A 23039-nucleotide genomic window follows, 5' to 3' on the forward strand; every position below is an offset into this window, starting at 1 on the left:
TTTCGAAGGAGTATCTCCATGGCTGAGAAGCTGTCCGGCATCATCGACCCGCCCATCGACGACCTGCTGTCGAAGGTCGATTCCAAGTACCAGCTCGTGATCTTCGCGTCCAAGCGCGCTCGTCAGATCAACGACTACTACGCCGACCTCCACGAGGGCAGCCTGTTCGACAACGTCGGCCCGCTGGTCGACTCGTCGATCGACGACAAGCCCCTCTCGGTGGCGATGCACGAGATCAACGAAGACAAGCTGGTGCTCCGCCCCCTCGGCGAGTAAGCACGGCGCACGGATGTCGCGGCTCAACATCGTCGTCGGCATCACGGGCGGCATCGCGGCGTACAAGGCGGTCGGCGTCGTCCGATCGCTCGTGCTCGCCGGCCATGACGTGCACGTGGTGCCGACCGACGGCGCCCTGCGTTTCGTCGGGCGGCCCACGCTCGAGGCCATCTCGCGCAATCCGGTGCACGTCGACCTCTACGAGGGCGTGGCCGAGGTGCGCCATGTGGCCATCGGGCAGGCTGCCGACCTGATCGTGATCGCGCCCGCCACGGCGAACACGATCGCGAAGCTCGCCGCCGGGCTCGCCGACGACCTGCTCGGCAACACGGTGCTCGCGAGCGAGGCTCCGATCGTCATCGCCCCGGCGATGCACACCGAGATGTGGCTGAACCCGGCGACCGCCGCGAACGTCGCGACGCTCCGCGAGCGCGGCGTCACGATCGTCGGTCCGGCGGTCGGCCAGCTCACCGGCACCGACAGCGGTCCCGGTCGCATGGAGGAGCCCGACGTCATCGTCGCCGCCGCACTGGCGCGCGTCGAGGCATCCGCCCGCCGCGACCTGGCCGGGCGACGCGTGGTCGTGACCGCGGGCGGCACCCGTGAGCCGCTCGACCCGGTGCGCTTCCTCGGCAACCGTTCGAGCGGCAAGCAGGGCGTCGCGATCGCCGAGGCGGCGCGTGCGCGCGGTGCGCAGGTGACGTTGATCGCCGCGAACCTCGAGGTCGCCTCGCCCGGCGGCTGCGACATCCGCGAGGTGTCGACCGCGCTCGAACTGCAGGCGGCCGTGACCGAGGCCGCGTCGGGCGCCGATCTCGTCGTCATGGCAGCGGCCGTGGCCGACTACCGGCCCGCTTCGATCAGCGAGTCGAAGATCAAGAAGCAGCCCGGCGACGACGGGCTCACGCTCGAACTCGTCCGCAACCCCGACATCCTGGCGGGGCTCGGCCATGCACCCCACGACGGCACGCTGCTGGTCGGGTTCGCGGCGGAGACCGAGGCCGACGACGAACGACTGCTGGAGCTCGGCGCGGGCAAGCTCGAGGCGAAGGGCGCCGATCTGCTCGTGGTGAACCGCGTCGGTTGGACCGAGGGGTTCGCCCGAGACGACAACCGCGTCGTCATCCTCGGCAATGAAGGTGTGCTCGCCCGTGCGATCGGGAGCAAGATGTCGGTGGCGCACGAGATCCTCGATGTCGCGGCCCCTCGGCTGAGGGAGACGCACGAGCCCGGCTGACCGCATCACCCCCGCGGCGACGCCCGAGAAGTTTTCGCACCACCGATGAAAGTAGAACCGCGACCATGAGCCAGCTTCGACTGTTCACCTCCGAATCGGTCACCGAGGGACACCCCGACAAGATCTGCGACCAGGTCTCGGACTCGATCCTCGACGCATTGCTGGCCGTCGACCCGCACAGCCGGGTCGCGGTCGAGACGCTCGTGACCACCGGGCTCGTGCACGTCGCGGGCGAGGTCACGACCTCGGGGTACGTCGAGATCCCGGCGATCGTGCGCGAGCGCGTGACGTCGATCGGCTACAACTCGTCCGACGTCTGGTTCGACGGCCGCTCGTGCGGCGTCTCCGTGTCGATCGGCGGTCAGTCGCCCGACATCGCGCAGGGCGTCGACGACGCCTTCGAGTCGCGCGAGCGTTCCAGCGAAGACCTTCTCGACAAGCAGGGTGCCGGCGACCAGGGCATCATGTTCGGCTACGCCACCCGCGAGACGCCGCAGCTCATGCCCGTGCCGATCTGGATCGCGCACCGTCTCGCAGAGCGCCTCACCGAGGTGCGCAAGCGCGGCGAGCTCGACTACCTGCGCCCCGACGGCAAGACCCAGGTCACCGTCGGCTACGACGGCCAGGTGCCGCGTACCATCGAGACGGTCGTGCTCTCCACGCAGCACTCGCCCAAGGTCTCGACCGAGCAGCTCCGCGCCGAGGTCGAGGAGCTCGTGATCAAGCCCGTGCTCGACACCGTCGAGCTCGCCCGACCCGAGCTCAACGTGCTGATCAACCCGACGGGTCGGTTCGAGATCGGCGGCCCTCAGGGCGACGCCGGCCTCACGGGCCGCAAGATCATCATCGACACGTACGGCGGCGCCAGCCGCCACGGCGGCGGCGCGTTCAGCGGCAAGGACCCGTCGAAGGTCGACCGCTCGGCCGCGTACGCCATGCGGTGGGTCGCGAAGAACGCGGTCGCGGCCGGCCTCGCCGACCGCCTCGAGGTGCAGGTCGCATACGCCATCGGCAAGGCGGCCCCGGTCGGCCTCTACGTCGAGACCTTCGGCACGGCCCACGTGCCCGAGGAGCGCATCATCGGGGCGATCCGCGAGGTCTTCGACCTGCGTCCGGCCGCGATCATCCGCGACCTCGACCTGCTGCGTCCGATCTACGCGCAGACCGCGGCGTACGGACACTTCGGCCGCGAGCTCCCCGACTTCACGTGGGAGCGGCTCGACCGCGTCGACGACCTGCGCGCCACCGCCGGGCTCTGACATGGCGGGCGGCTCCGTCGCCAGGGTGCTGCTCGACTCCCCGCTGCCGCAGCTCGACCAGCTCTTCGACTACCGCGTTCCCGAGCGTCTGCGCGAGCAGGTTCGGCCTGGCGTGCGCGTGCGTGCTCCGCTCCGGTCCGGCGGGCGCATCGCGAACGGCTGGCTCGTCGAGCTCGCCGACTCGAGCGAGTTCGAAGGCCGTCTGAGCGATCTCGAAGACGTCGTCTCCGAGGTGCCGTTGCTGACGCCGGAGGTCTGGGCGCTCGCGCGGGCGGCGGCCGATCGGGCCGCGGGCAACGCGAGCGACGTGCTCAGGCTCGCCGTGCCGTCGCGCTATGTGCGCGTCGAGCGGGCCTGGGCCGCGGCCGAGCCCGATCCGGGTCCGCTGCCGGTCGATCCCGCGCCCGTGCACGGCGCAGCGTCCGGTCGCGTCGAGTCCGGCATCGCCGCGAGCGAGCGGATGTCGCTGGCGGCCGATCCGCGTCCGGTGCGCCTCTCGACAGGGGTGTGGGTCGGGGCGTGGGCGCTCACGATGGCGCAGGCCGCCGCGCATGCGCTCTCGGCCGACCGGTCGAGCCTGCTGGTCGTCCCCGACTACCGCGACCAGGAGCAGCTCGAGGCGGCGCTGGCGGCGACCGTCGACGCTCGCAGAGTGCTGCGCACCGATGCGCGTCAGGCCGGCGGTGCCAGGTTCCGCGCCTTCCTCGACGCGACCGGCGATGCGGCCCGCGTCGTCATCGGCAACCGCTCGACCGTGTACGCACCGGCGAGCCGTCTGGGCCTGATCGCGATGTGGGACGACGGCGATGCGCTCATGAACGAGCAGCTCTCGCCCGGCGTGCATCCGAGGGACGCCGCGCTCATCCGCCAGGAGCAGTCGGGGGCCGCGCTGCTCATGCTCTCGCACTCCCGCAGCCTCGAGGTGCAGCGCCTGGTCGAGATCGGGTGGATGCACGAGATCCCGGTCGCCGGTCAGGCGCGACCGCGCGTGATCCCGACCGAGCAGCAGCACACGCCCGAGACCGGCTCCGCCCGAATCCCCTCGGCGGCGTGGCGCCAGGCGCAGGAGGCGGTGCGCTCGGGTCCGGTGCTCGTGCAGGTCGGCCGCCCCGGCAACACCCCGTCGCTCGCGTGCGATCGCTGCCGCGAGCCGGCACGGTGCACGGCCTGCGGCGGCGGTCTCGCCGTTCCGCGGTCCGGGGGAGGGGCGGCGTGCTCGCTCTGCGGCACGACGGCGTCGGGGTGGGTGTGCCCGACCTGCGAGGGAACGCGGCTGCGGGCCGTCACGATCGGTGCGAGCCGTACGGCCGAGGAGCTCGGTCGAGCGTTCCCGAACACCCGGGTCGTGCTCTCCGACGGCGAGAAGCCCGTGCTGCGCGTCGGCGCCGAGCCGGCGCTGGTGATCGCGACCAGGGGCGCCGAGCCGATCGCCGACGGCGGGTACCGTGCCGTGCTGCTCCTCGACGGCGAGCGGATGCTGCTCCGTGAGACGCTGCGGGTCGCCGAGGATTGCCTGCGCTGGTGGTCGAACGCCGCGGCGCTGGTCGCGCCGGGTTCTCCCGTGTTCCTGGTGGGCGTCGGCGGCGCGCTGGCGACCGCGTTCACGACCTGGCGGCAGGCCGACTGGGCGTCGACCGAGCTCGCCGCCCGCCGTGCGTTGCGCTTCCCGCCCGCGGTCCGGGTCGCGAGCGTCAGCGCCTCCGCTGCGAACGTCGGCGCTGCGATCACGGGCGTCGAGTCCGTCGGCGGCGTCGACGTGCTGGGGCCGGTCCCGGTCGACGACGGCCTCGTGCGGGCCCTCGTGCGGTTCGACTACGCGTCGGGCGGCCGGGTCGCCAACGAGCTGCGGTCGGAGATGATCCGGGTGGCGACCGAGCGCCGTCGACCCGTCGCGGGTCGCCCGGTGCGTCGACCCGCCGTGCTCCGCGTGCGCTTCGACGACCCCGAGGTGCCCTAGGCCGACCCGAGGGGCTGCGATTCCCGCATGCGTCCGCCCCATTCGATGTCGATTCGGCGGTGGCGTCGGCCGATCGAGCACGCGCATGGTTCGCCTGCATGCCGTTCGATCCACGCCGATCGGTGCAGAACGCATCGATGACGGCTCGTATCGCATGGATCGCCGAGCATTGATGCCGTGCGAGCATCGATCCGCACGCCGATCGCACGCCGTCGGCGACAATGGAGTGTGCAGAAGCTCCGACTCGTCTTCGCCGGTACTCCGGCGGCCGCCGTCCCCTCGCTCGAACGGCTCGCCGCGAGCGGGCATGAGATCGTCTCGGTGGTCACCCGTCCGGCCGCGCCGCTCGGGCGCAAGCGCGTGCTCACACCCTCGCCGGTGGCGCAGGCGGCCGAGCGGCTCGGGCTCCCGATCGTCGAGGCCGCGCGGCTCGATGCCGACGCCACGGCGCGCATCGCGGCATCCGAACCCGATCTCGGCGTGATCGTCGCCTACGGCGGCCTCGTGCGCGAGCCCCTGCTCTCGACGCCGACGCATGGCTGGATCAACCTGCACTTCTCGCTGCTGCCGGCGTGGCGCGGCGCCGCGCCCGTGCAGCACGCGCTCATCGCGGGCGAGTCCGAGACCGGCGCGGCCGTGTTCCAGCTCGTGCCCGAACTGGATGCCGGCGACGTGTTCGCCGAACTCCGGCGTCCGGTCGTGGCCGACGACACGGCCGGCACGCTGCTCGACGAGCTCGCCGTCTCGGGTGCGGAGCTCCTCGCGGACGTCGTCGACGGCATCGCCGACGGCTCGGCCGGAGCGTCGCCGCAGGTCGGCGAGCCGTCGTTCGCCCCGAAGCTCGGCATCGACGATGCGCGCCTCGACTGGTCCTTGCCCGCCGCGGCGGTGCTCGCACGCCATCGGGGCGTGACGCCCGAGCCCGGCGCATGGACGACGATCGACGGGCAGCGCGTCAAGGTGCTCGAGCTCTCGCCCGCAGGCGCCTCGGCACCCGCCACGGGCCTGCGCCCGGGCGAACTCGCCGCGAGCGGTCGGAGTCTCCACATCGGCACGGCCGATGCGCCGCTCGAGGTGCGACGCGTGCAGCCGGCCGGCCGCACGGGCATGGCGGCCGCCGACTGGTGGCGCGGATCCGGACGGGACGGGGTGGTGGCCGAATGAGCGAGCAGCGAGGTCAGGCGCGCGGAGGCCGCCGCCGACCGGATGCAGCACGCCCGCCGAAGATCTCGCCGTCGCGTCGCGTGGCGTTCGAGGTGCTCGAGGCGGTTCGCATCGACGAGGCGTACGCCAACCTGCTGCTCCCCGCACGCATCCGACGGGCGAGGCTGTCCCAGGCGGATGCCGCGTTGGCCACCGAGCTGACGTACGGCACGCTGCGTCGGCAGGGGTACTACGACCGCGTGATCGAGCTCGCGGCCGACCGCCCGGCCGACGCGATCGACCCGGCCGTGCTCGACGTGCTGCGCCTCGGCGCGCACCAGTTGCTCGCGACCCGCGTGCCGACCCACGCGGCCGTGAACGAACAGGTCGACCTCGCGCGTTCGGTCGCACCGAAGGCGGCGGGGTTCGTCAACGCGGTGCTGCGCACGGTGTCCCGTACCGATGCCGACGCCTGGCGCGAGCTCGTGGCCGAGGGCGCGTCGAACGAGGACGAGCGCCTGGCCCGGCTCGAGAGCCACCCGACCTGGGTCGTGCGGGCACTGCGCGCCGCACTCGAGCGCGAGGGGCGTGCCGACGAGCTGGAGGCGCTCCTGCAGGCCGACAACTCGTCGCCGCGCGTGAACCTCGCGCTGCTCCCCGGTCTCGTCGACGAGGGCATCGCCCAGGAGGTCGACGGGTTCGCCCCGAACGAGTACTCGCCGATCGGTGCGACCGCGAACGACCCCATCCCGGTGGTCGAGGCCGGCCACGGCCGCATCCGCGTGCAGGACGAGGGATCCCAGCTCGCAGCGCTCGCGCTGAGCCGCGCCCTGCCGGTGCGACCGGGGGAGCGCTGGCTCGACCTCTGCTCGGGCCCGGGCGGCAAGACCGCCGTGCTCGCCGCGGAGGCGCTCGCGGGCGGCGCTGTGCTCGCGGCCAACGAGGTCGTGCCCGTGCGCGCCGATCTCGTGCGCTCGGCGATCGCCGGCGTGCCGCTCGAGGTCGACGTCCGCGTCGGCGACGGCCGCGACCTCGATGCCGCCGCGTTCGGTGCACCCGGCGGCTTCGACCGGATCCTGCTCGACGCGCCGTGCACGGGCCTCGGGGCGCTCCGCCGCCGGCCCGAGGCGCGCTGGCGCAAGCGTCCGCAGGATGTCGCCGAGCTCACCCTCCTCCAGGGCCAGTTGCTCGACGCGGCCTTCGCAGCGCTCGCGCCGGGCGGTGTGCTCGCCTACGTGACCTGCTCCCCGCACACGGCCGAGACCCACGGTTCGCTCGGTGCGGCGCTCGCCCGTTGGGGCGGCGAGGCCGAGTCGCTCGACGCCGCCGCCGTCGTGCAGGGCGTGTCGCGGCATCCGCTCGACCTGGCTGCGGGCGAGACGGCCGTGCAGCTCTGGCCGCACCGGCACGGCACCGACGCGATGTTCATCGCGCTCGTGCGACGGGTTCCGGCCGCCTGAGCCGCCCAGCGCCGCACTGAGCCACCCCGCACCGCACTGGGCGGGCGCCGCGCGGCACACGCGCCCGACCCCGGTCGGGGCCTCGATAGGCTGGGCGCATGACGACGCGGATCAACCCGAGCATCCTCGCTGCCGACTTCGTGAACCTCGAGTCGGAGCTCGCGCGCATCGCGAGCGCCGACCTCGTGCACGTCGACGTCATGGACAACCACTTCGTGCCGAACCTCACGTTCGGCCCCCAGATGGTGGGCCGTCTGCAGGACGTCAGCCCGATCCCGCTCGACGTCCACCTGATGATCTCGGATGTCGACCGCTGGGCTCCGGGCTACGCCGAACTCGGTGCGTACTCGGTGACCTTCCACGCCGAGGCGACCGACGAGCCGGTGCGGCTCGCACGTCGACTGCGCGAGATCGGCGCACGTGCCGGCATCGCCCTGAAGCCCGGAACGGATGCCGGGCCCTACCTCGACCTGCTGCCCGAGTTCGACCAGGTCCTGATCATGACCGTCGAGCCCGGGTTCGGCGGCCAGTCGTTCATGCGCGAGACGATGCCGAAGCTCAGCCAGGTGGCGGGCGCCGTGCGCGCCGCGGGGCTCGACGTCTGGCTCCAGGTCGACGGCGGCATCTCGCTCGACACGATCGGCATCGCCGCCGAGGCGGGGGCCGATACGTTCGTCGCGGGCTCGGCGGTCTTCGGCGCCGAGGTCCCGGCCGAGCGCATCACCGCGCTCCGCGACCTCGCGGCGACACATCGGCATGGGGCGCTCCCGGGCACCGGTAGTCTGAAGGCGTGAAGACATTCGACGAACTCTTCGTCGAGCTCAGCGAGAAGGCCCGCACCCGTCCAGAGGGTTCCGGCACCGTGCGCGAGCTCGATGCAGGCGTGCACGCCATCGGAAAGAAGATCGTCGAGGAAGCGGCCGAAGTGTGGATGGCCGCCGAGTACCAGACCGACGACGAAGCTGCTGAAGAGATCTCGCAGCTGCTCTACCACCTGCAGGTGCTCATGCTCGCGAAGGGGCTCTCGCCCGCCGACGTGTACCGACATCTCTGACGTTCGCCTCTGCATCGACTGCTCGTTCCGAACGAAAGCACCTCATGACCGATTCACCAGTGCTCCTGCGCATCGCCGTGCCCAACAAGGGCTCGCTCTCCGAGACCGCCGCCGAGATGCTCGCCGAGGCCGGCTACACCGGCCGCCGCGACACGAAGGAGCTCCACGTGGTCGACGCCCGCAACGGCGTCGAGTTCTTCTACCTGCGGCCGCGTGACATCGCGACGTACGTCGGCTCGGGCGCGCTCGACGTCGGCATCACCGGGCGCGACCTCCTGATCGACTCGGGATCGGTCGCGACCGAGACCGCCGAGCTCGAGTTCGCGCGATCGACCTTCCGTTTCGCCGGCAACGCCGACCGGTTCCGCGAGCTGTCCGACCTCCAGGGCGTGCGCGTGGCGACGAGCTACGCCGGCCTCGTCGGCAAGTTCCTCGCCGACGCCGGCGTCGACGCCACGCTCGTGCCGCTCGACGGGGCCGTCGAGTCGGCGGTCCGGCTGGGCGTCGCCGACGCGATCGCCGACGTCGTCGAGACCGGCACCACGCTCCGCAAGGCCGGCCTGTCGATCTTCGGCCCGGTCATCCTCGAGTCCAGCGCGGTCCTGGTGAGCTCTCCGACCGAGCAGCCGGGCACCGCGACGCTCGTGCGGCGCCTGCAGGGCGTGCTCGTGGCCCGCCGTTACGTGCTGCTCGACTACGACGTGCCCCTCGCGCACCTCGAGCGCGCCACGGCCGCCGCTCCCGGGTTCGAGTCGCCGACCGTGTCGCCGCTGCACGACCCCGAGTGGGTCGCCGTGCGGGTTATGATCCCGCGCGTCGACATGAACCACGTCATGGACGAGCTCTACGCGATCGGCGCCCGCGCGATCCTCGTGAGCGCGATCCACGCTGCGCGGTTGTGAGGCGGAGATGTCGCTCGCGATCCGTGTGATCCCGTGCCTCGACGTGGCGGCAGGCCGCGTCGTCAAGGGCGTCAACTTCGAGAACCTCCGCGACGCCGGCGACCCCGTCGAGCTCGCCGCGCGCTACGGCGAGCAGGGAGCCGACGAGCTCACCTTCCTCGACGTCACGGCCACGGTCGACGATCGGGCCACCACCTACGACATGGTGCAGCGCGTCGCCGAGCAGGTGTTCATCCCGCTCACGGTGGGCGGCGGCATCCGCTCGAACGACGATGTCGCGCGCCTGCTCGGCCACGGTGCCGACAAGGTCGGCGTCAACAGCGCCGCGATCGCGCGCCCGGCCCTCATCGGCGAGATCGCCGACCGCTTCGGCGCGCAGGTGCTCGTGCTCTCGCTCGACGTGAAGCGCTCCGAGCGAACCGAGTCCGGGTTCGTCGTCACGACGCACGGCGGCCGCGCCGAGACCGACCTCGACGCGCTCGAATGGGCGCGGCAGGCGATCGAACTCGGCGCGGGCGAACTGCTCGTCAACTCGATCGACGCCGACGGCACCAAGGCGGGCTTCGACCTCGAGCTCGTCGCCCTCATGCACGAAGTGTCGACCGTGCCTGTGATCGCCTCTGGCGGGGCCGGAGCGGTCGAGCACTTCGCGCCGGCCGTCGCGGTCGGCGCCGACGCGGTGCTCGCGGCATCCGTGTTCCACAATGCCGAGCTCACCATCGGCGAGGTGAAGGCCGCCCTCGCGGCAGACGGAAGGATCGTGCGATGAGCGACGCTGTCGAGACCGCACTCGACCGGGCGGCGTTCAACGCCGACGGACTGCTGCCGGCGGTCATCCAGCAGGAGGGCACCGGCGAGGTGCTCATGCTCGGCTGGATGGACCGCGAGGCGATGCGTCGCACGCTCACCGAGGGTCGCGTGACGTTCTGGTCGCGCTCGCGCCAGGAGTACTGGCGCAAGGGCGACACCTCGGGCCACGCGCAGTACGTGCGCGCCGCCGCGCTCGACTGCGACGCCGACACGCTGCTCGTGACCGTGGAGCAGATCGGCGTCGCGTGCCACACCGGCACCCGCACCTGTTTCGTGGGCGACCCGCTCGAGGTCGTCCAGGGCTTCCCGCCCGCCGACTGACGAGGAGCCCGCGTGACAGCCACCACCACGTTCGACGAGTTCCGGGCCCTGCTGCCCGGCCGACGCGTCGTGCCCGTCGTGCGGGAGCTCTTCGCCGACGGCGAGACGCCGGTCGGCATCTACCGCAAGCTCGCACGAGACCGGCCGGGCACGTTCCTGCTCGAGTCCGCCGAGCAGGGCGGCATCTGGTCGCGGTACTCGTTCGTCGGGGTCTCGTCGTACGGCGTGCTCGCCGAGCACGACGGGCGGGTGCAGTGGGACGACCACGGTCACGGCCTCGACGCCGCCCGCGCCCTCGGCGACGCCGCCGACCTCGAGCCGCTCGCCGCGTTGGAGTCGCTGTACGAACGCTGGCGCTCCGACGACGTGCCTGGTGCACCGCCCCTCACGGGCGGTCTCGTCGGCTTCATCGGCTGGGAGGCGATCCGCCAGATCGAGCACCTGCCGAACCGTCCGCCGGCCGACTTCGACATGCCCGGCCAGGCGTTCTGCTTCGTCGCCGAGCTCGCGGTCATCGATCACCGCACGGGCACGGTGCAGCTCGTGGCATCCGTGCTCAACGACGGCGTCGACGAGCCCGACGCCATGTGGGTCGGTGCGCAGGAGCGGCTCGATCGCATGCAGCGCGACCTCTCGCGGCCGTCCGAGGCGCATCTCGCGACGATCGACCTCGAGGTGGCCGCCGCACCGACGCACCGCACCGAGCAGGCCGACTTCCTCGACGCGGTCGAGCGCTCGCGCGAGTACATCCGCGAGGGCGACGTCTTCCAGGTCGTCGTCTCGCAGCGCTTCGACCACGAGGTCGTGGCCGATCCGATCGACGTCTACCGCGTGCTGCGCACGTTGAACCCCAGCCCGTACATGTACTTCGTGCATGTCTCGGATGCCGCGGGCGAGCCCATCCACATCGTCGGATCCTCTCCCGAGGCGCTCGTCAAAGTGCAGCAGGGCCGGGTGTTCACGCATCCCATCGCCGGCTCGAAGCCGCGCGGGTCCACGCCCGAGGCCGATGCCGAGTTCGAGGCGGAGCTCGTCGCCGATCCCAAGGAGCAGGCCGAGCACCTCATGCTCGTCGACCTCGCCCGCAACGACCTGGCCAAGGTGTGCCGTGCCGGCTCGGTCGAGGTCACCGAGTTCATGCGCGTCGAGCGGTTCAGCCACATCATGCACCTCGTCTCGTCGGTCGAGGGCGACCTCGCGCCGAAGGCGAACGCCGTCGACGTGTTCCGGGCGACGTTCCCGGCCGGCACGCTGTCGGGCGCGCCGAAGCCCCGCGCGCTCGAGATCATCGACGAGCTGGAGCCCGCCCAGCGCGGCCTCTACGGCGGTGTCGTCGGCTACTTCGGCTTCGGAGGCGACGCCGACCTCGCGATCGCGATCCGCACCGCGACCATCAGCGGGGGAGTCGCGCGCGTGCAGGCCGGAGCCGGGCTCGTGGCCGACTCGGTCGCCGAGTCCGAGTTCGAGGAGTCGCGCAACAAGGCCGCGGCCCCGCTTCGTGCCGTCGCGGTCGCGAACGCCCTGCGGAGCATCCCGTGAGCGGCGGGCGACTCAAGTCGATCACGCTGCTGCTCGCGCTCGTCGGCGCCGGACTCGCACTGCTCTCGTGGAGCCAGACGTGGTTCGAGCTTCGCATCCTCGACCCGGTGACGCAGGGCGGCGGCCGGCCGATCGAGGTCGGCGGCGGCATCGCCTCGCCGGCGCTCGCTGCGCTCGGCCTCGCGGGGCTCGCGCTCGTCGCGGCGCTCGCGATCGCTGGTCCGTTCATCCGTGTCGTCCTCGCGGTGATCCAGGTGCTCCTCGGCGGGTCGATCGTGCTCGCGAGCGTCATCGCCCTCGGCGACCCGGTCAAGGCCGTCGCGCCCGCGGTGACGGATGCCACGGGCGTCGCAGGTGCAGGGCCGACGGCGGAGCTCGTGGCATCCGTCGAGCCCACCGTGTGGCCGTGGATCGCGATCGCGGGCGGCGTGCTCGTCGTGGGCGCCGCGATCGCGGCACTCGTCACCGGCGCACGCTGGCCCGGCTCGTCGCGACGCTACTCGACGACGCAGCTCGCCGACGCGGATGCCGCCGTCGGTGACGCCCACGAGGGCGGAGGCTCGGGCGAGGCGCCCGAGGCGTCCGCCGAGCGCGCACTGCCCGAGACCGACGCCCGTCGGCGGGCCTCCGACCGCGCCGTCGACGCGTGGGACGAACTCAGCCGCGGCGACGACCCCACCGACGACCTCGCCGCAGAGACGCCCGCAGCGTCCGCCGTCGAGCCCGGTGGAGATGGCGCCACTCGCGACGGGCGTGAGAGCCCGACCGAACCCAGCCGCTAGACTTGCGGCGAACCCCCCAGCACGAAGGAGCAACATGAGCACTGAGACCGCAGACCCCGGCCACGGACACTCGCCCGCGGCATGGACCGCCGTCATCATCATGCTCATCGGCTTCACGATCGGCACGCTCGCCTTCTGGTTCGAGCTCGCGTGGCTCGTGTGGGCCTCGGCCGGCATCGTCCTCATCGGGCTCATCGTCGGCTGGCTGCTCGCGCGTGCCGGCTACGGTGTCGGCGGCGACAAGGTCGCTGCGAAGGCGCACTGACGCGTGCTCGCCGATCTGACGGCGAACTCCGTCGCCGACGCTCTCGCGCGCCGTGAACTCCGGCCGCTCGAGGTCGTCGAGCGCGCCGCGCTCGATCGCGCACCCGCGCTCGACGCCCTGCAGTCCCTGCAACCGGCGTCGCATGTCAAGGTGATCGCCGAGATCAAGCGCGCAAGCCCGTCGCGCGGTGCGCTCGCGAGCATCGAGGATCCCGCCGAACTCGCCCGCCTCTACGAGCTCGGCGGCGCGAGCGCCATCAGCGTGCTCACCGAGGGCCGCAAGTTCAAGGGATCCCTCGACGACCTCGAGGCCGTTCGCGCGGCCGTGTCGATCCCCGTGCTGCGCAAGGACTTCATCGCGACGCCGTACCAGGTGTTCGAGGCCCGCGCGGCCGGCGCCGACCTGGTGCTGCTCATCGTCGCGGCGCTCGACGACGCGACGCTCCGCGAACTGTTCGCGCTCATCACCTCGCTCGGCATGACCCCGCTCGTCGAGACGCACTCGGCCGACGAGCTCGAGCGTGCGAAGGCGATCGGCGCGCGCCTCATCGGCGTCAACGCCCGCGACCTCTCGACCTTCGAGCTCGATCGCGACCTCTTCGGCCGGCTCGCCGACCGATTCCCCTCAGATGCCATCCGCGTCGCCGAGTCCGCGGTGCTCTCCGCGGCGGATGTCGCGCACTACCGCGCGGCCGGCGCCGACGCCGTCCTCGTGGGCGAAGCGCTCGTCACGGGCGACCCGATGGCCAACCTCTCAGCATTCCTGGCGGTGTGACATGGCGCTCAGAGCGCAGACCGGTCCGTACTTCGGCGATTTCGGTGGGCGCTTCGTGCCCGAATCCCTCATCGCCGCCCTCGACCAGCTCGGCGAGGCCTACGACCTCGCGAAGCTCGATCCGGCGTTCGCCGAGGAGCTGGCCGAGCTCGGCCGCAGCTACACGGGGCGTCCGTCGATCATCACCGAGGTGCCGCGCTTCGCGAAGCACGCCGGCGGTGCCCGCATCATCCTGAAGCGCGAAGACCTGAACCACACGGGTTCGCACAAGATCAACAACGTGCTGGGGCAGGCGCTGCTCACCAAGCGCATCGGCAAGACGCGCGTGATCGCCGAGACCGGGGCCGGCCAGCACGGCGTGGCGACCGCGACGGCGGCCGCGCTCTTCGACCTCGACTGCACGATCTACATGGGCGAGGTCGACACCGAGCGCCAGGCGCTCAACGTGGCGCGCATGCGCCTGCTCGGCGCCGAGGTCATCGCCGTCAAGACCGGGTCGCGCACCCTGAAGGACGCGATCAACGACGCCATGCGCGACTGGGTCACGAACGTCGAGACCACCAACTACATCTTCGGCACCGTCGCCGGCCCGCACCCGTTCCCCGAGATGGTGCGCGACTTCCAGAAGATCATCGGCGAAGAGGCCCGCCAGCAGGTGCTCGATCTCACGGGTTCGCTCCCGACGGCGATCGCGGCCTGCGTCGGCGGCGGCTCGAACGCGATCGGGCTCTTCCACGCCTTCCTCGACGACACCGACGTGAAGATCTACGGTTTCGAGGCCGGCGGCGAAGGCGTCGACACGCCCCGCCATGCCGCGACCATCACCAAGGGCCGCCCCGGCGTCCTGCACGGCGCACGCAGCTACATGCTCCAAGACGAAGACGGCCAGACCATCGAGTCGCACTCGATCTCGGCCGGCCTCGACTACCCGGGCGTCGGCCCCGAGCACTCCTGGCTCTCCGCGATCGGGCGGGCCGAGTACCGGCCCGTGACCGACGACGCCGCGATGCAGGCGCTGCGCCTTCTGACGCGCACCGAGGGCATCATCCCCGCGATCGAGTCGGCGCACGCCCTCGCCGGCGCGCTCGAGCTCGGCCGGGAGCTCGGCCCCGAGGCGACGATCCTCGTGAACCTCTCGGGTCGCGGCGACAAGGACATGGACACCGCGGCGAAGTACTTCGAGCTCTACGACCAGGAGGACGCCAAGTGAGAACGGTCGCCCCCGTCATCCGCCGCCGCAACGACGAGGCGAACGGCGCCCTCATCGGTTACCTGCCCGTCGGGTTCCCCACGCTCGACGAGAGCGTCGAGGCCGCGGTCGCGCTGGTCGAGAACGGCGTCGACGTGCTCGAGCTCGGTCTGCCGTACTCCGACCCGGTCATGGACGGCCCCGTCATCCAGGCCGCCACCCAGCAGGCCCTCGCCAACGGGTTCCGGCTCTCGCACGGGTTCGAGGCGGTCCGCCGCGTCACCGAGCGAGTCGATGCCCCGGTGCTGCTCATGACCTACTGGAACCCCGTCGTGCAGTACGGCGTCGACCGGTTCGCCGACGACCTCGCCGCGGCCGGGGGAGCGGGCCTCATCACGCCCGACCTCATCCCCGACGAGGGCGCCGACTGGATCGCTGCCTCCGAGCGCACCGGCCTCGACCGCGTCTTCCTCGCCGCCCCGACCTCGACCGACGAGCGCCTCGTGCGCACGATCGAGGCGAGCCGCGGGTTCGTCTACGCCGTCTCGACCATGGGCATCACCGGTGCGCGATCGGATGTCGATGCCGCCGCCCGCACGCTGGTCACCCGTCTGGGCGAGGCCGGTGCCGAAGCGAGCTGCGTCGGCGTCGGCATCTCGACGGCCGCGCAGGTGGCCGAGGTGCTCGAGTACGCGCAGGGCGCCATCGTCGGCTCCGCGCTCGTGAAGGCACTGGCCGAGGGCGGGGTCGCCGCGGCGGGCGCGCTGGCCGCCGACCTCGCGCGCGGCACGCGTTCCGAGTGAAGTACGCTGACTGAGGCCCGAGTGGCCGAAGCCCCCGAAGAAAGGCAGCAGTCCGCGTGATCGCACCGCTGAGCATTCCCAGCCCGAGTCCCGAGTGGCAGTCGTTCCAGGTGGGGCCGTTCACGATCCACATGTATGCGATCTGCATCCTCGTGGGCATCATCCTGGCGGTCATCGTCACCTCGCGGCGCCTGACGAAGCGCGGGGCCGAACCCGGTGTCGTCATCGACATCGCGCTCTGGGCCGTGCCGCTCGGCATCATCGGCGCCCGGTTCTACCACGTCTTCACGCACCCCGGCGACTACTTCTACGAGGGCGCCAACGTCTGGAACCCGCTCGAACCCGGCGCGATCTGGAACATCTGGGAGGGCGGCAACGCCATCTACGGTGCGCTCCTCGGCGGCGCTGTGGGTGTGCTCATCGGCTGCCGCCTGACCGGCATCCGCTTCCTCTCGTTCGCCGACGCACTCGCCCCAGGTCTCCTGCTCGCGCAGGCCGCCGGCCGACTCGGCAACTGGTTCAACCACGAACTCTTCGGCGCACCCACCGACCTGCCGTGGGGTCTCGAGATCTCCTCCGACAACGCCGCCTTCCCCGCCGGCCTCGCCGACGGCACGCTGTTCCACCCCACGTTCCTCTACGAGATCGTCTGGAACCTCGCGGGCGTCGCCGCCATCCTGCTGCTCGAGCGCGCGTTCAACATGCGCTGGGGCCGCGCCTTCGCCGTGTACCTCATCTGGTACGGCCTCGGTCGCTCGTTCCTCGAGTCGATCCGACTCGACCCGAGCGAGATGTTCCTCGGAATCCGCGTCAACGTCTGGGCGTCGTTCGCCGCGATCCTCGTCGGCGTGATCCTGCTCATCGTGCAGCACCGCCGTCACACCGGTTCGGAGGTCACCCCCTACGTTCCGGGCCGTGAATGGAAGGGCCCCGACGCTGCGCTAGACTCGGACGAAACTGAGTCCGACTCCGACTCTCTCGACAACGAGGTCGAGAGTGAGAACATCGAGGGCGAGACCGCGGCCACAAGCTCGCACAGGTCCACCACCCCCTAGGCCTTCCGCCTCGTTCTCCGCAGCGACGCCGCACCTTGCGTCGCCACTCTCTCCGCTGGGCCGACGTCGTCCCCCGCTGCCACCTAGTAGATGAGGACGGTCACACGTGTCGCTCACTCCACCCTTCGCGAGGTTCGGTTCGATCCCCGCAGCCCAGGGCATGTACGACCCTGCCGCCGAGAAGGACGCCTGCGGTCTCGCGATGGTCGCGACCCTCCGCGGCACCGCAGGTCATGACATCATCGCGACGGCGCTCGAAGCGCTGCGCCACCTCGAGCACCGCGGCGCCATCGGCTCCGACGCCGGCACCGGCGACGGCGCGGGCATCATCACGCAGATCCCCGACGAGTTCCTGCGCGCCGTCGTCGACGTCGAGCTGCCCGCAGAGGGTTCGTACGCCGTCGGCAACGCGTTCCTCCCGATCGACCCGAGCCTCCGCTCGAGGATCAAGCAGAGCCTGCGCGCGATCGCCGAGTCCGAGGGGCTCGACATCATCGCCTGGCGCGAGGTGCCGGTGCGCCCCGAGGAGCTCGGCACGCTCGCCCGCGCGGCCATGCCGGCCGTGCACCAGCTCTTCGTGCAGTCGGCCGCGGCCGACGAGAAGGGCCGCCGCCTCTCGGGCATCGCCCTCGACCGGCTCGCCTTCCGTCTGCGCAAGCGCGCCGAGCGCGAGCTCGAGCTCTACTTCATGTCGCTCTCGTGCCGCACCATGGTCTACAAGGGCATGGTCACGACGCTCCAGCTCGAGCCGTTCTACCCCGACCTCTCCGACGAGCGCTTCGCGTCCAAGCTCGCGCTCGTGCACTCGCGGTACTCGACGAACACGTTCCCGTCGTGGCCGCTGGCCCAGCCGTTCCGCATGATCGCGCACAACGGCGAGATCAACACCATCCAGGGCAACCGCAACTGGATGCGGGCGCGCCAGTCGCAGCTCGAGTCCGAGCTGCTCGGCGACCTCGACCCGATCCTGCCCATCGTCACGCCCGGCGCGAGCGACTCCGCGTCGTTCGATGAGGTCGTCGAGCTGCTGACGCTCGCCGGCCGCAGCCTGCCGCACGCGATCATGATGATGGTGCCCGAGGCCTGGGAGAACCAGACCGAGATCTCGCCCGAGCGCCGCGCGTTCTACGAGTACCACTCGATGCTCATGGAGCCATGGGACGGCCCCGCCGCAATCGTCTTCACCGACGGGTCGCTCGTCGGCGCGACGCTCGACCGCAACGGGCTCCGCCCGGGCCGGTACGTCGTCACCGACGACGGGCTCGTGGTGCTCGCGAGCGAGATCGGCGTGCTCGAGGTCGCCTCCTCCAAGGTCGTGCGCAAGGGCCGTCTGCAGCCCGGACGCATGTTCCTCGTCGACACCGAGGCCGGTCGCCTCATCGAGGACGACGAGATCAAGGCCGACCTCGCGGCATCCGCCCCGTGGGCCGACTGGCTCGACGAGGGCCGGATCCGCCTGGCCGACCTGCCCGAGCGCGAGCACATCGTGCACCCGCCCGCATCCGTGAACCGACGACAGCGCACCTTCGGCTACACCGAGGAGGAGGTGAAGATCCTGCTCGCGCCCATGGCGCGCACGGGAGCCGAGCCGCTCGGTGCGATGGGCTCCGACACCCCGGTGGCCGTGCTGTCGCAGCGCCCGCGGTTGCTCTTCGACTACTTCACGCAGCAGTTCGCGCAGGTCACGAACCCGCCGCTCGACTCGATCCGCGAAGCCGTCGTCACCTCGCTCGGCACGTCGCTCGGCCCCGAGCACAACCTGCTCGCGCAGGGCGCCGATCACGCGCGGCAGGTCTCGCTCGACTTCCCCGTGATCGACAACGACCAGCTCGCCAAGATCGTCCACATCGACCCCCGTGCGGGCGGTGCGCGCACCACCAAGACGCTGAAGGGCCTCTACCGGGTCGACGACGGCCCCGAGGCGATGCGTGCCCGACTCGACGAACTCTGCGTCGAGGCCGACCAGGCCATCGCCGACGGTGCGCGCTTCGTCGTGCTGAGCGACCGCGACTCGACCGCCGAATTCGCGCCGATCCCGTCGCTGCTCATGCTCTCGGCCGTGCACCACCACCTCATCCGCTCCGAGACCCGCATGGAGGTCGGCCTCGTGGTCGAGGCGGGCGACGTCCGCGAGGTGCACCACGTCGCGCTCCTCGTGGGCTTCGGCGCTTCGGCGGTGAACCCGTACCTCGCCATGGAGACGTGCGAAGACCTCGTCCGTTCGGGCGTCATCACGGGCGTCACCCCCGAGAAGGCCGTCCGCAACGTGATCTACGCGCTCGGCAAGGGCGTGCTCAAGATCATGTCGAAGATGGGCATCTCGACCATCTCGTCGTACGCCGGCGCCCAGGCCTTCGAGGCCGTCGGCCTCGCGCAGGACTTCATCGCGGAGTACTTCACCGGCACGGTCTCCAAGCTCGGCGGCGTCGGCATCGACGTGGTCGCGGCCGAGAACCTCGCGCGCCACCGTGCCGCCTACCCCGAAGACGTCGCCGTGCGTGCGCACGAGCGGCTCTCGACCGGCGGCGAGTACCAGTGGCGCCGCGACGGCTCGCCGCACCTCTTCAACCCCGAGACGGTCTTCCGACTCCAGCACTCGACGCGCAACCGTCGCTACGACATCTTCCGCGAGTACACCTCGCTCGTCGATTCGCAGGCCGAAGAGCTGATGACCATCCGCGGTCTCTTCGCGCTGCGCAACGGCACGCGCCCCGCGGTGCCGATCGACGAGGTCGAATCCGTCGAGTCGATCGTCAAGCGATTCTCGACGGGCGCGATGAGCTACGGCTCGATCTCGAAGGAGGCGCACGAGTCGCTCGCGATCGCGATGAACCGGCTCGGTGCGAAGTCGAACACCGGCGAGGGCGGCGAAGACGTCGAGCGGCTGCTCGACCCCGAGCGTCGCAGCGCGATCAAGCAGGTCGCCTCCGGACGGTTCGGCGTGACGAGCATGTACCTCACGCACGCCGACGACATCCAGATCAAGCTCGCTCAGGGCGCGAAGCCGGGCGAGGGCGGTCAGCTGCCCCCGACCAAGGTGTACCCGTGGGTTGCGCGCACCCGTCACGCGACGGCCGGCGTCGGCCTCATCTCCCCGCCCCCGCACCACGACATCTACTCGATCGAAGACCTCAAGCAGCTGATCTTCGACCTCAAGCGCGCGAACCCGAACGCCCGTGTCCACGTCAAGCTCGTGAGCCAGTCGGGCATCGGCGCGGTCGCGGCCGGAACCGCGAAGGCGCTGGCCGACGTGATCCTGGTCTCCGGCCACGACGGCGGAACGGGCGCGAGCCCGCTCAACTCGCTGAAGCACGCCGGCACGCCATGGGAGCTCGGCCTCGCCGAGACCCAGCAGACGCTGATGCTGAATGCGATGCGCGACCGCGTCGTCGTGCAGGTCGACGGGCAGCTGAAGACCGGTCGCGACGTCATCATCGGTGCGCTGCTCGGTGCGGAGGAGTTCGGCTTCGCCACGGCACCGCTCGTCGTGCAGGGCTGCGTCATGATGCGCGTCTGCCACCTCGACACCTGCCCGGTGGGCGTCGCGACGCAGAACCCCGAGCTGCGCAAGCGGTTCACGGGCAAGCCCGAGTTCGTCGTCAACTTCTTCGAGTTCATCGCCCAGGAGGTGCGCGAGTACCTCTCGGAGCTCGGCTACCGCTCGATCGACGAGATCATCGGCCGCCGCGAACTGCTCGACATCGACCGCGCGGTCGACCACTGGAAGGCGTCCGGACTCGACCTGACGCCCGTGCTCGTCGGCCCCGACTTCTCGGACGCCGACCCGCGTCGCAACCTCCGCACGCAGGACCACGAGCTCGACAAGCACTTCGACAACGAGCTCATCCGCCGCAGCGCGGTCGTGCTCGAAGACGGCGGCACGGTCGAGATCGAGCTGCCCGTGAAGAACACCGAGCGCGCCGTCGGCACCATGCTGGGCCACGAGGTCACCGTGCGTCACGGCGAGCACGGCCTGCCGACGGGATCGATCGACGTCACGCTCACCGGCTCCGCCGGCCAGAGCCTCGGCGCATTCCTGCCCAGCGGCATCACGCTGCGACTCGAGGGCGACTCCAACGACTACGTCGGCAAGGGGCTCTCGGGCGGTCAGATCGTCGTGCGTCCCGCGCGCGACAGCGGATTCGCCGCCGAGCGCAACGTCATCGCCGGAAACGTGATCGGCTACGGCGCGACGCGCGGCAGCATGTTCATCCGCGGCATCGTCGGCGAGCGGTTCCTCGTTCGCAACTCGGGTGCCACCGCCGTGGTCGAGGGCGTGGGCGACCACGCGCTCGAGTACATGACCGGCGGCCTCGCGCTCATCCTCGGCGACACCGGGCGCAACCTCGGCGCCGGAATGTCGGGCGGCACGGCGTACGTGCACGACCTCCGCTCCGAGCGGGTCAACATCGAGTCGCTGCAGACCGGCGAGCTCGAACTGCACCCCCTCGGCAGCGCCGATCGCGAGATCGTCCGCGACCTGCTCGAACAGCACGTCGCCAACACCGATTCGACGGTGGCCGCCGCCCTGCTCGCCGCAGGGGATGCCGCGTTCGAACGCTTCACCAAGGTGCTGCCGCGCGATTACGCCGCAGTGCTCCGCACCCGCCAGAGCGCGGTCGACGAGGGGCTCGACCCCGACGGCGACGTGGTCTGGACACGAATCCTGGAGGTGACGGGTGGCTGACCCGAAGGGCTTTCTGAAAGTCACCGAGCGCGAACTGCCCAAGCGGCGTCCCGTGCCGGTGCGCATCATGGACTTCAAGGAGGTCTACGAGCAGGGCGATCCCGCCCAGCTCCGCCGTCAGGCGGGTCGCTGCATGGACTGCGGCATCCCGTTCTGCCACCAGGGCTGCCCGCTGGGCAACCTGATCCCCGAGTGGAACGACCTGATGTACCGCGGTGAGGGACGCGCGGCGATCGAGCGCCTCCACGCCACGAACAACTTCCCCGAGTTCACGGGTCGCCTCTGCCCGGCCCCGTGCGAGTCGGCGTGCGTGCTCGGCATCAACCAGCCCGCGGTCACCATCAAGCAGGTCGAGGTCTCGATCATCGACCAGGCGTTCGGCAGCGGCTGGGTCCAGCCCCAGCCTCCTGGGCGCCTCACCGGCAAGACCGTCGCGGTCGTCGGCTCCGGCCCCGCAGGCCTCGCCGCAGCCCAGCAGCTCACGCGTGCAGGCCACACGGTCGCCGTGTACGAGCGCGACGACCGCATCGGCGGCCTGCTGCGCTACGGCATCCCCGACTTCAAGATGGAGAAGAAGCACATCGACCTGCGCATCGCGCAGATGACCGCCGAGGGCACGCGCTTCCGTGCAGGCGTCGACATCGGCGTGGACATCACGTGGGCGCAGCTCCGCGAGCGTTACGACGCGGTCGTGGTCGCCACGGGCGCGATGGTGCCGCGCGACCTGCCGATCCCGGGGCGCGACCTGCCCGGCGTGCACTTCGCCATGGAGTACCTGACGCAGTCGAACCGAGCCGTCGCCGGTGACCAGGTCTACGACCAGATCACCGCAGAGGGCAAGCACGTGATCGTGCTCGGCGGCGGCGACACCGGCGCCGACTGCATCGGCACCGCGCACCGCCAGGGTGCGCTCTCGGTGACGAACCTCGCCATCGGCAAGCAGCCGGGCGAGAGCCGCCCCGACCACCAGCCGTGGCCGCTGCACCCGACGTTGTTCGAGATGCAGAGCGCCCACGAAGAGGGCGGCGAGCGCCAGTACCTCGCCTCGACCGTCGAGTTCCTCGCGAACGAGAACGGCGAGCTCCGGGCGATCCGCATCGCCGAGACCGAGTTCGTCGACGGCCGCCGCGTGCCGAAGGCCGGCACCGAGCGCGAGCTCCCCGCCGACCTCGTGCTGCTCGCGCTCGGCTTCACCGGGCCCGAGACCGCGCTGACCGACGAGCAGCTCTCGATCCCCGCCGACACGCGCGGGAACTTCGCGCGCAACGCCGACTACGCGACCTCGCTTCCGGGCGTCTACGTCGCCGGAGACGCGGGGCGCGGGCAGTCGCTCATCGTGTGGGCGATCGCCGAAGGCCGTGCTGCGGCATCCGCCGTCGACCGGTACCTTGAAGGGAAGACCGACCTGCCGAGTCCCGTGCCGGCGACCGCTCGCGCGTTCGCCATCTGATCACGTCGCGCCGCCAGCGCGTCACCCGAAAACACCCCCAACCCGCGCCCCGGCGCGGAGACAGCTTGGAGCACAA

Annotated in this window: 20 protein-coding genes; all 20 read left to right on the forward strand. The window is 71.3% G+C overall.

Annotated elements, in window-relative coordinates; translation table 11 throughout:
- Positions 1 to 18 precede the first annotated feature (18 nt).
- The 20 genes from rpoZ to GQR16_RS03475 all read left to right on the forward strand — a co-directional run bounded on the left by rpoZ (position 19) and on the right by GQR16_RS03475 (position 22963).
- On the forward strand, positions 19 to 276 hold the full coding sequence (rpoZ, locus tag GQR16_RS03380; RefSeq protein WP_055857586.1) for a DNA-directed RNA polymerase subunit omega: 258 nt from the start codon (positions 19 to 21) through the stop codon (positions 274 to 276).
- Positions 277 to 289: 13 nt separating this feature from the next.
- A complete protein-coding gene (gene coaBC, locus GQR16_RS03385; protein WP_157413756.1) occupies positions 290 to 1513 on the forward strand; it encodes a bifunctional phosphopantothenoylcysteine decarboxylase/phosphopantothenate--cysteine ligase CoaBC in 1224 nt (407 codons plus the stop codon).
- Between the two features lie 65 nt (positions 1514 to 1578).
- Positions 1579 to 2772, forward strand: a complete 1194-nt coding sequence (gene metK, locus GQR16_RS03390; protein WP_157413757.1) for a methionine adenosyltransferase — start codon at positions 1579 to 1581, stop codon at positions 2770 to 2772.
- 1 nt (position 2773) lies between these two features.
- Positions 2774 to 4729, forward strand: coding sequence for a primosomal protein N' family DNA-binding protein (locus GQR16_RS03395; protein WP_157413758.1), 1956 nt, complete (start codon positions 2774 to 2776; stop codon positions 4727 to 4729).
- A 228-nt stretch (positions 4730 to 4957) separates the two neighbouring features.
- The gene (fmt, locus tag GQR16_RS03400) at positions 4958 to 5893 is read left to right on the forward strand and encodes a methionyl-tRNA formyltransferase (protein ID WP_157413759.1); all 936 of its coding nucleotides are present in this window, start codon (positions 4958 to 4960) and stop codon (positions 5891 to 5893) included.
- Positions 5890 to 7332 carry an RsmB/NOP family class I SAM-dependent RNA methyltransferase gene (locus GQR16_RS03405; RefSeq protein WP_157413760.1) on the forward strand — a complete coding sequence of 481 codons (1443 nt, stop codon included), beginning with the start codon at positions 5890 to 5892 and terminating at the stop codon, positions 7330 to 7332. The genes fmt and GQR16_RS03405 overlap by 4 nt, the downstream gene beginning before the upstream one ends.
- Positions 7333 to 7430: 98 nt before the next feature.
- Positions 7431 to 8126: a ribulose-phosphate 3-epimerase gene (gene rpe, locus GQR16_RS03410; protein ID WP_157413761.1), complete on the forward strand. Its 696-nt coding sequence runs from the start codon at positions 7431 to 7433 to the stop codon at positions 8124 to 8126.
- On the forward strand, positions 8123 to 8386 hold the full coding sequence (locus GQR16_RS03415; protein ID WP_055857598.1) for a phosphoribosyl-ATP diphosphatase: 264 nt from the start codon (positions 8123 to 8125) through the stop codon (positions 8384 to 8386). Before rpe ends, GQR16_RS03415 begins: the two co-directional genes overlap by 4 nt.
- Positions 8387 to 8430: 44 nt before the next feature.
- Positions 8431 to 9288, forward strand: coding sequence for an ATP phosphoribosyltransferase (gene hisG / locus GQR16_RS03420; protein ID WP_157413762.1), 858 nt, complete (start codon positions 8431 to 8433; stop codon positions 9286 to 9288).
- 7 nt (positions 9289 to 9295) lie between these two features.
- Positions 9296 to 10057 carry an imidazole glycerol phosphate synthase subunit HisF gene (hisF, locus tag GQR16_RS03425; protein ID WP_157413763.1) on the forward strand — a complete coding sequence of 254 codons (762 nt, stop codon included), beginning with the start codon at positions 9296 to 9298 and terminating at the stop codon, positions 10055 to 10057.
- Positions 10054 to 10419 carry a phosphoribosyl-AMP cyclohydrolase gene (gene hisI / locus GQR16_RS03430; protein ID WP_157413764.1) on the forward strand — a complete coding sequence of 122 codons (366 nt, stop codon included), beginning with the start codon at positions 10054 to 10056 and terminating at the stop codon, positions 10417 to 10419. Before hisF ends, hisI begins: the two co-directional genes overlap by 4 nt.
- Positions 10420 to 10431: 12 nt before the next feature.
- Positions 10432 to 11958, forward strand: a complete 1527-nt coding sequence (locus tag GQR16_RS03435; protein ID WP_157413765.1) for an anthranilate synthase component I — start codon at positions 10432 to 10434, stop codon at positions 11956 to 11958.
- Positions 11955 to 12740 carry a Trp biosynthesis-associated membrane protein gene (locus GQR16_RS03440; protein ID WP_157413766.1) on the forward strand — a complete coding sequence of 262 codons (786 nt, stop codon included), beginning with the start codon at positions 11955 to 11957 and terminating at the stop codon, positions 12738 to 12740. Before GQR16_RS03435 ends, GQR16_RS03440 begins: the two co-directional genes overlap by 4 nt.
- A gap of 34 nt (positions 12741 to 12774) precedes the next feature.
- Positions 12775 to 13005, forward strand: a complete 231-nt coding sequence (locus GQR16_RS03445) for a DUF6704 family protein (RefSeq protein WP_157413767.1) — start codon at positions 12775 to 12777, stop codon at positions 13003 to 13005.
- 3 nt (positions 13006 to 13008) lie between these two features.
- Positions 13009 to 13779 (forward strand): indole-3-glycerol phosphate synthase TrpC, encoded by a 771-nt coding sequence (trpC, locus tag GQR16_RS03450; RefSeq protein ID WP_157413768.1) that lies wholly within the window; start codon positions 13009 to 13011, stop codon positions 13777 to 13779.
- Between the two features lies 1 nt (position 13780).
- The gene (gene trpB / locus GQR16_RS03455) at positions 13781 to 14989 is read left to right on the forward strand and encodes a tryptophan synthase subunit beta (protein ID WP_157413769.1); all 1209 of its coding nucleotides are present in this window, start codon (positions 13781 to 13783) and stop codon (positions 14987 to 14989) included.
- Positions 14986 to 15771: a tryptophan synthase subunit alpha gene (gene trpA, locus GQR16_RS03460; protein ID WP_157413770.1), complete on the forward strand. Its 786-nt coding sequence runs from the start codon at positions 14986 to 14988 to the stop codon at positions 15769 to 15771. Before trpB ends, trpA begins: the two co-directional genes overlap by 4 nt.
- Before the next feature lie 56 nt (positions 15772 to 15827).
- On the forward strand, positions 15828 to 16826 hold the full coding sequence (gene lgt / locus GQR16_RS03465) for a prolipoprotein diacylglyceryl transferase (RefSeq protein WP_157413771.1): 999 nt from the start codon (positions 15828 to 15830) through the stop codon (positions 16824 to 16826).
- Between the two features lie 160 nt (positions 16827 to 16986).
- On the forward strand, positions 16987 to 21513 hold the full coding sequence (gltB, locus tag GQR16_RS03470; RefSeq protein WP_157413993.1) for a glutamate synthase large subunit: 4527 nt from the start codon (positions 16987 to 16989) through the stop codon (positions 21511 to 21513).
- On the forward strand, positions 21506 to 22963 hold the full coding sequence (locus tag GQR16_RS03475; protein WP_157413772.1) for a glutamate synthase subunit beta: 1458 nt from the start codon (positions 21506 to 21508) through the stop codon (positions 22961 to 22963). Before gltB ends, GQR16_RS03475 begins: the two co-directional genes overlap by 8 nt.
- The last annotated feature ends 76 nt before the right edge of the window (positions 22964 to 23039 follow it).

Source organism: Agromyces allii, from assembly GCF_009749385.1.
Taxonomy (GTDB): Bacteria; Actinomycetota; Actinomycetes; order Actinomycetales; family Microbacteriaceae; genus Agromyces; species Agromyces allii.

Excerpts from the sequence above, each read along its gene's own strand:
- rpoZ (WP_055857586.1), top strand. The coding sequence starts at position 19 with ATGGCTGAGAAGCTGTCCGGCATCATCGACCCGCCCATCGACGACCTG.
- coaBC (WP_157413756.1), top strand. The coding sequence starts at position 290 with ATGTCGCGGCTCAACATCGTCGTCGGCATCACGGGCGGCATCGCGGCG.
- metK (WP_157413757.1), top strand. The coding sequence starts at position 1,579 with ATGAGCCAGCTTCGACTGTTCACCTCCGAATCGGTCACCGAGGGACAC.
- GQR16_RS03395 (WP_157413758.1), top strand. The coding sequence starts at position 2,774 with ATGGCGGGCGGCTCCGTCGCCAGGGTGCTGCTCGACTCCCCGCTGCCG.
- GQR16_RS03405 (WP_157413760.1), top strand. The coding sequence starts at position 5,890 with ATGAGCGAGCAGCGAGGTCAGGCGCGCGGAGGCCGCCGCCGACCGGAT.
- rpe (WP_157413761.1), top strand. The coding sequence starts at position 7,431 with ATGACGACGCGGATCAACCCGAGCATCCTCGCTGCCGACTTCGTGAAC.
- hisG (WP_157413762.1), top strand. The coding sequence starts at position 8,431 with ATGACCGATTCACCAGTGCTCCTGCGCATCGCCGTGCCCAACAAGGGC.
- hisF (WP_157413763.1), top strand. The coding sequence starts at position 9,296 with ATGTCGCTCGCGATCCGTGTGATCCCGTGCCTCGACGTGGCGGCAGGC.
- hisI (WP_157413764.1), top strand. The coding sequence starts at position 10,054 with ATGAGCGACGCTGTCGAGACCGCACTCGACCGGGCGGCGTTCAACGCC.
- GQR16_RS03445 (WP_157413767.1), top strand. The coding sequence starts at position 12,775 with ATGAGCACTGAGACCGCAGACCCCGGCCACGGACACTCGCCCGCGGCA.
- trpB (WP_157413769.1), top strand. The coding sequence starts at position 13,781 with ATGGCGCTCAGAGCGCAGACCGGTCCGTACTTCGGCGATTTCGGTGGG.
- gltB (WP_157413993.1), top strand. The coding sequence starts at position 16,987 with ATGTACGACCCTGCCGCCGAGAAGGACGCCTGCGGTCTCGCGATGGTC.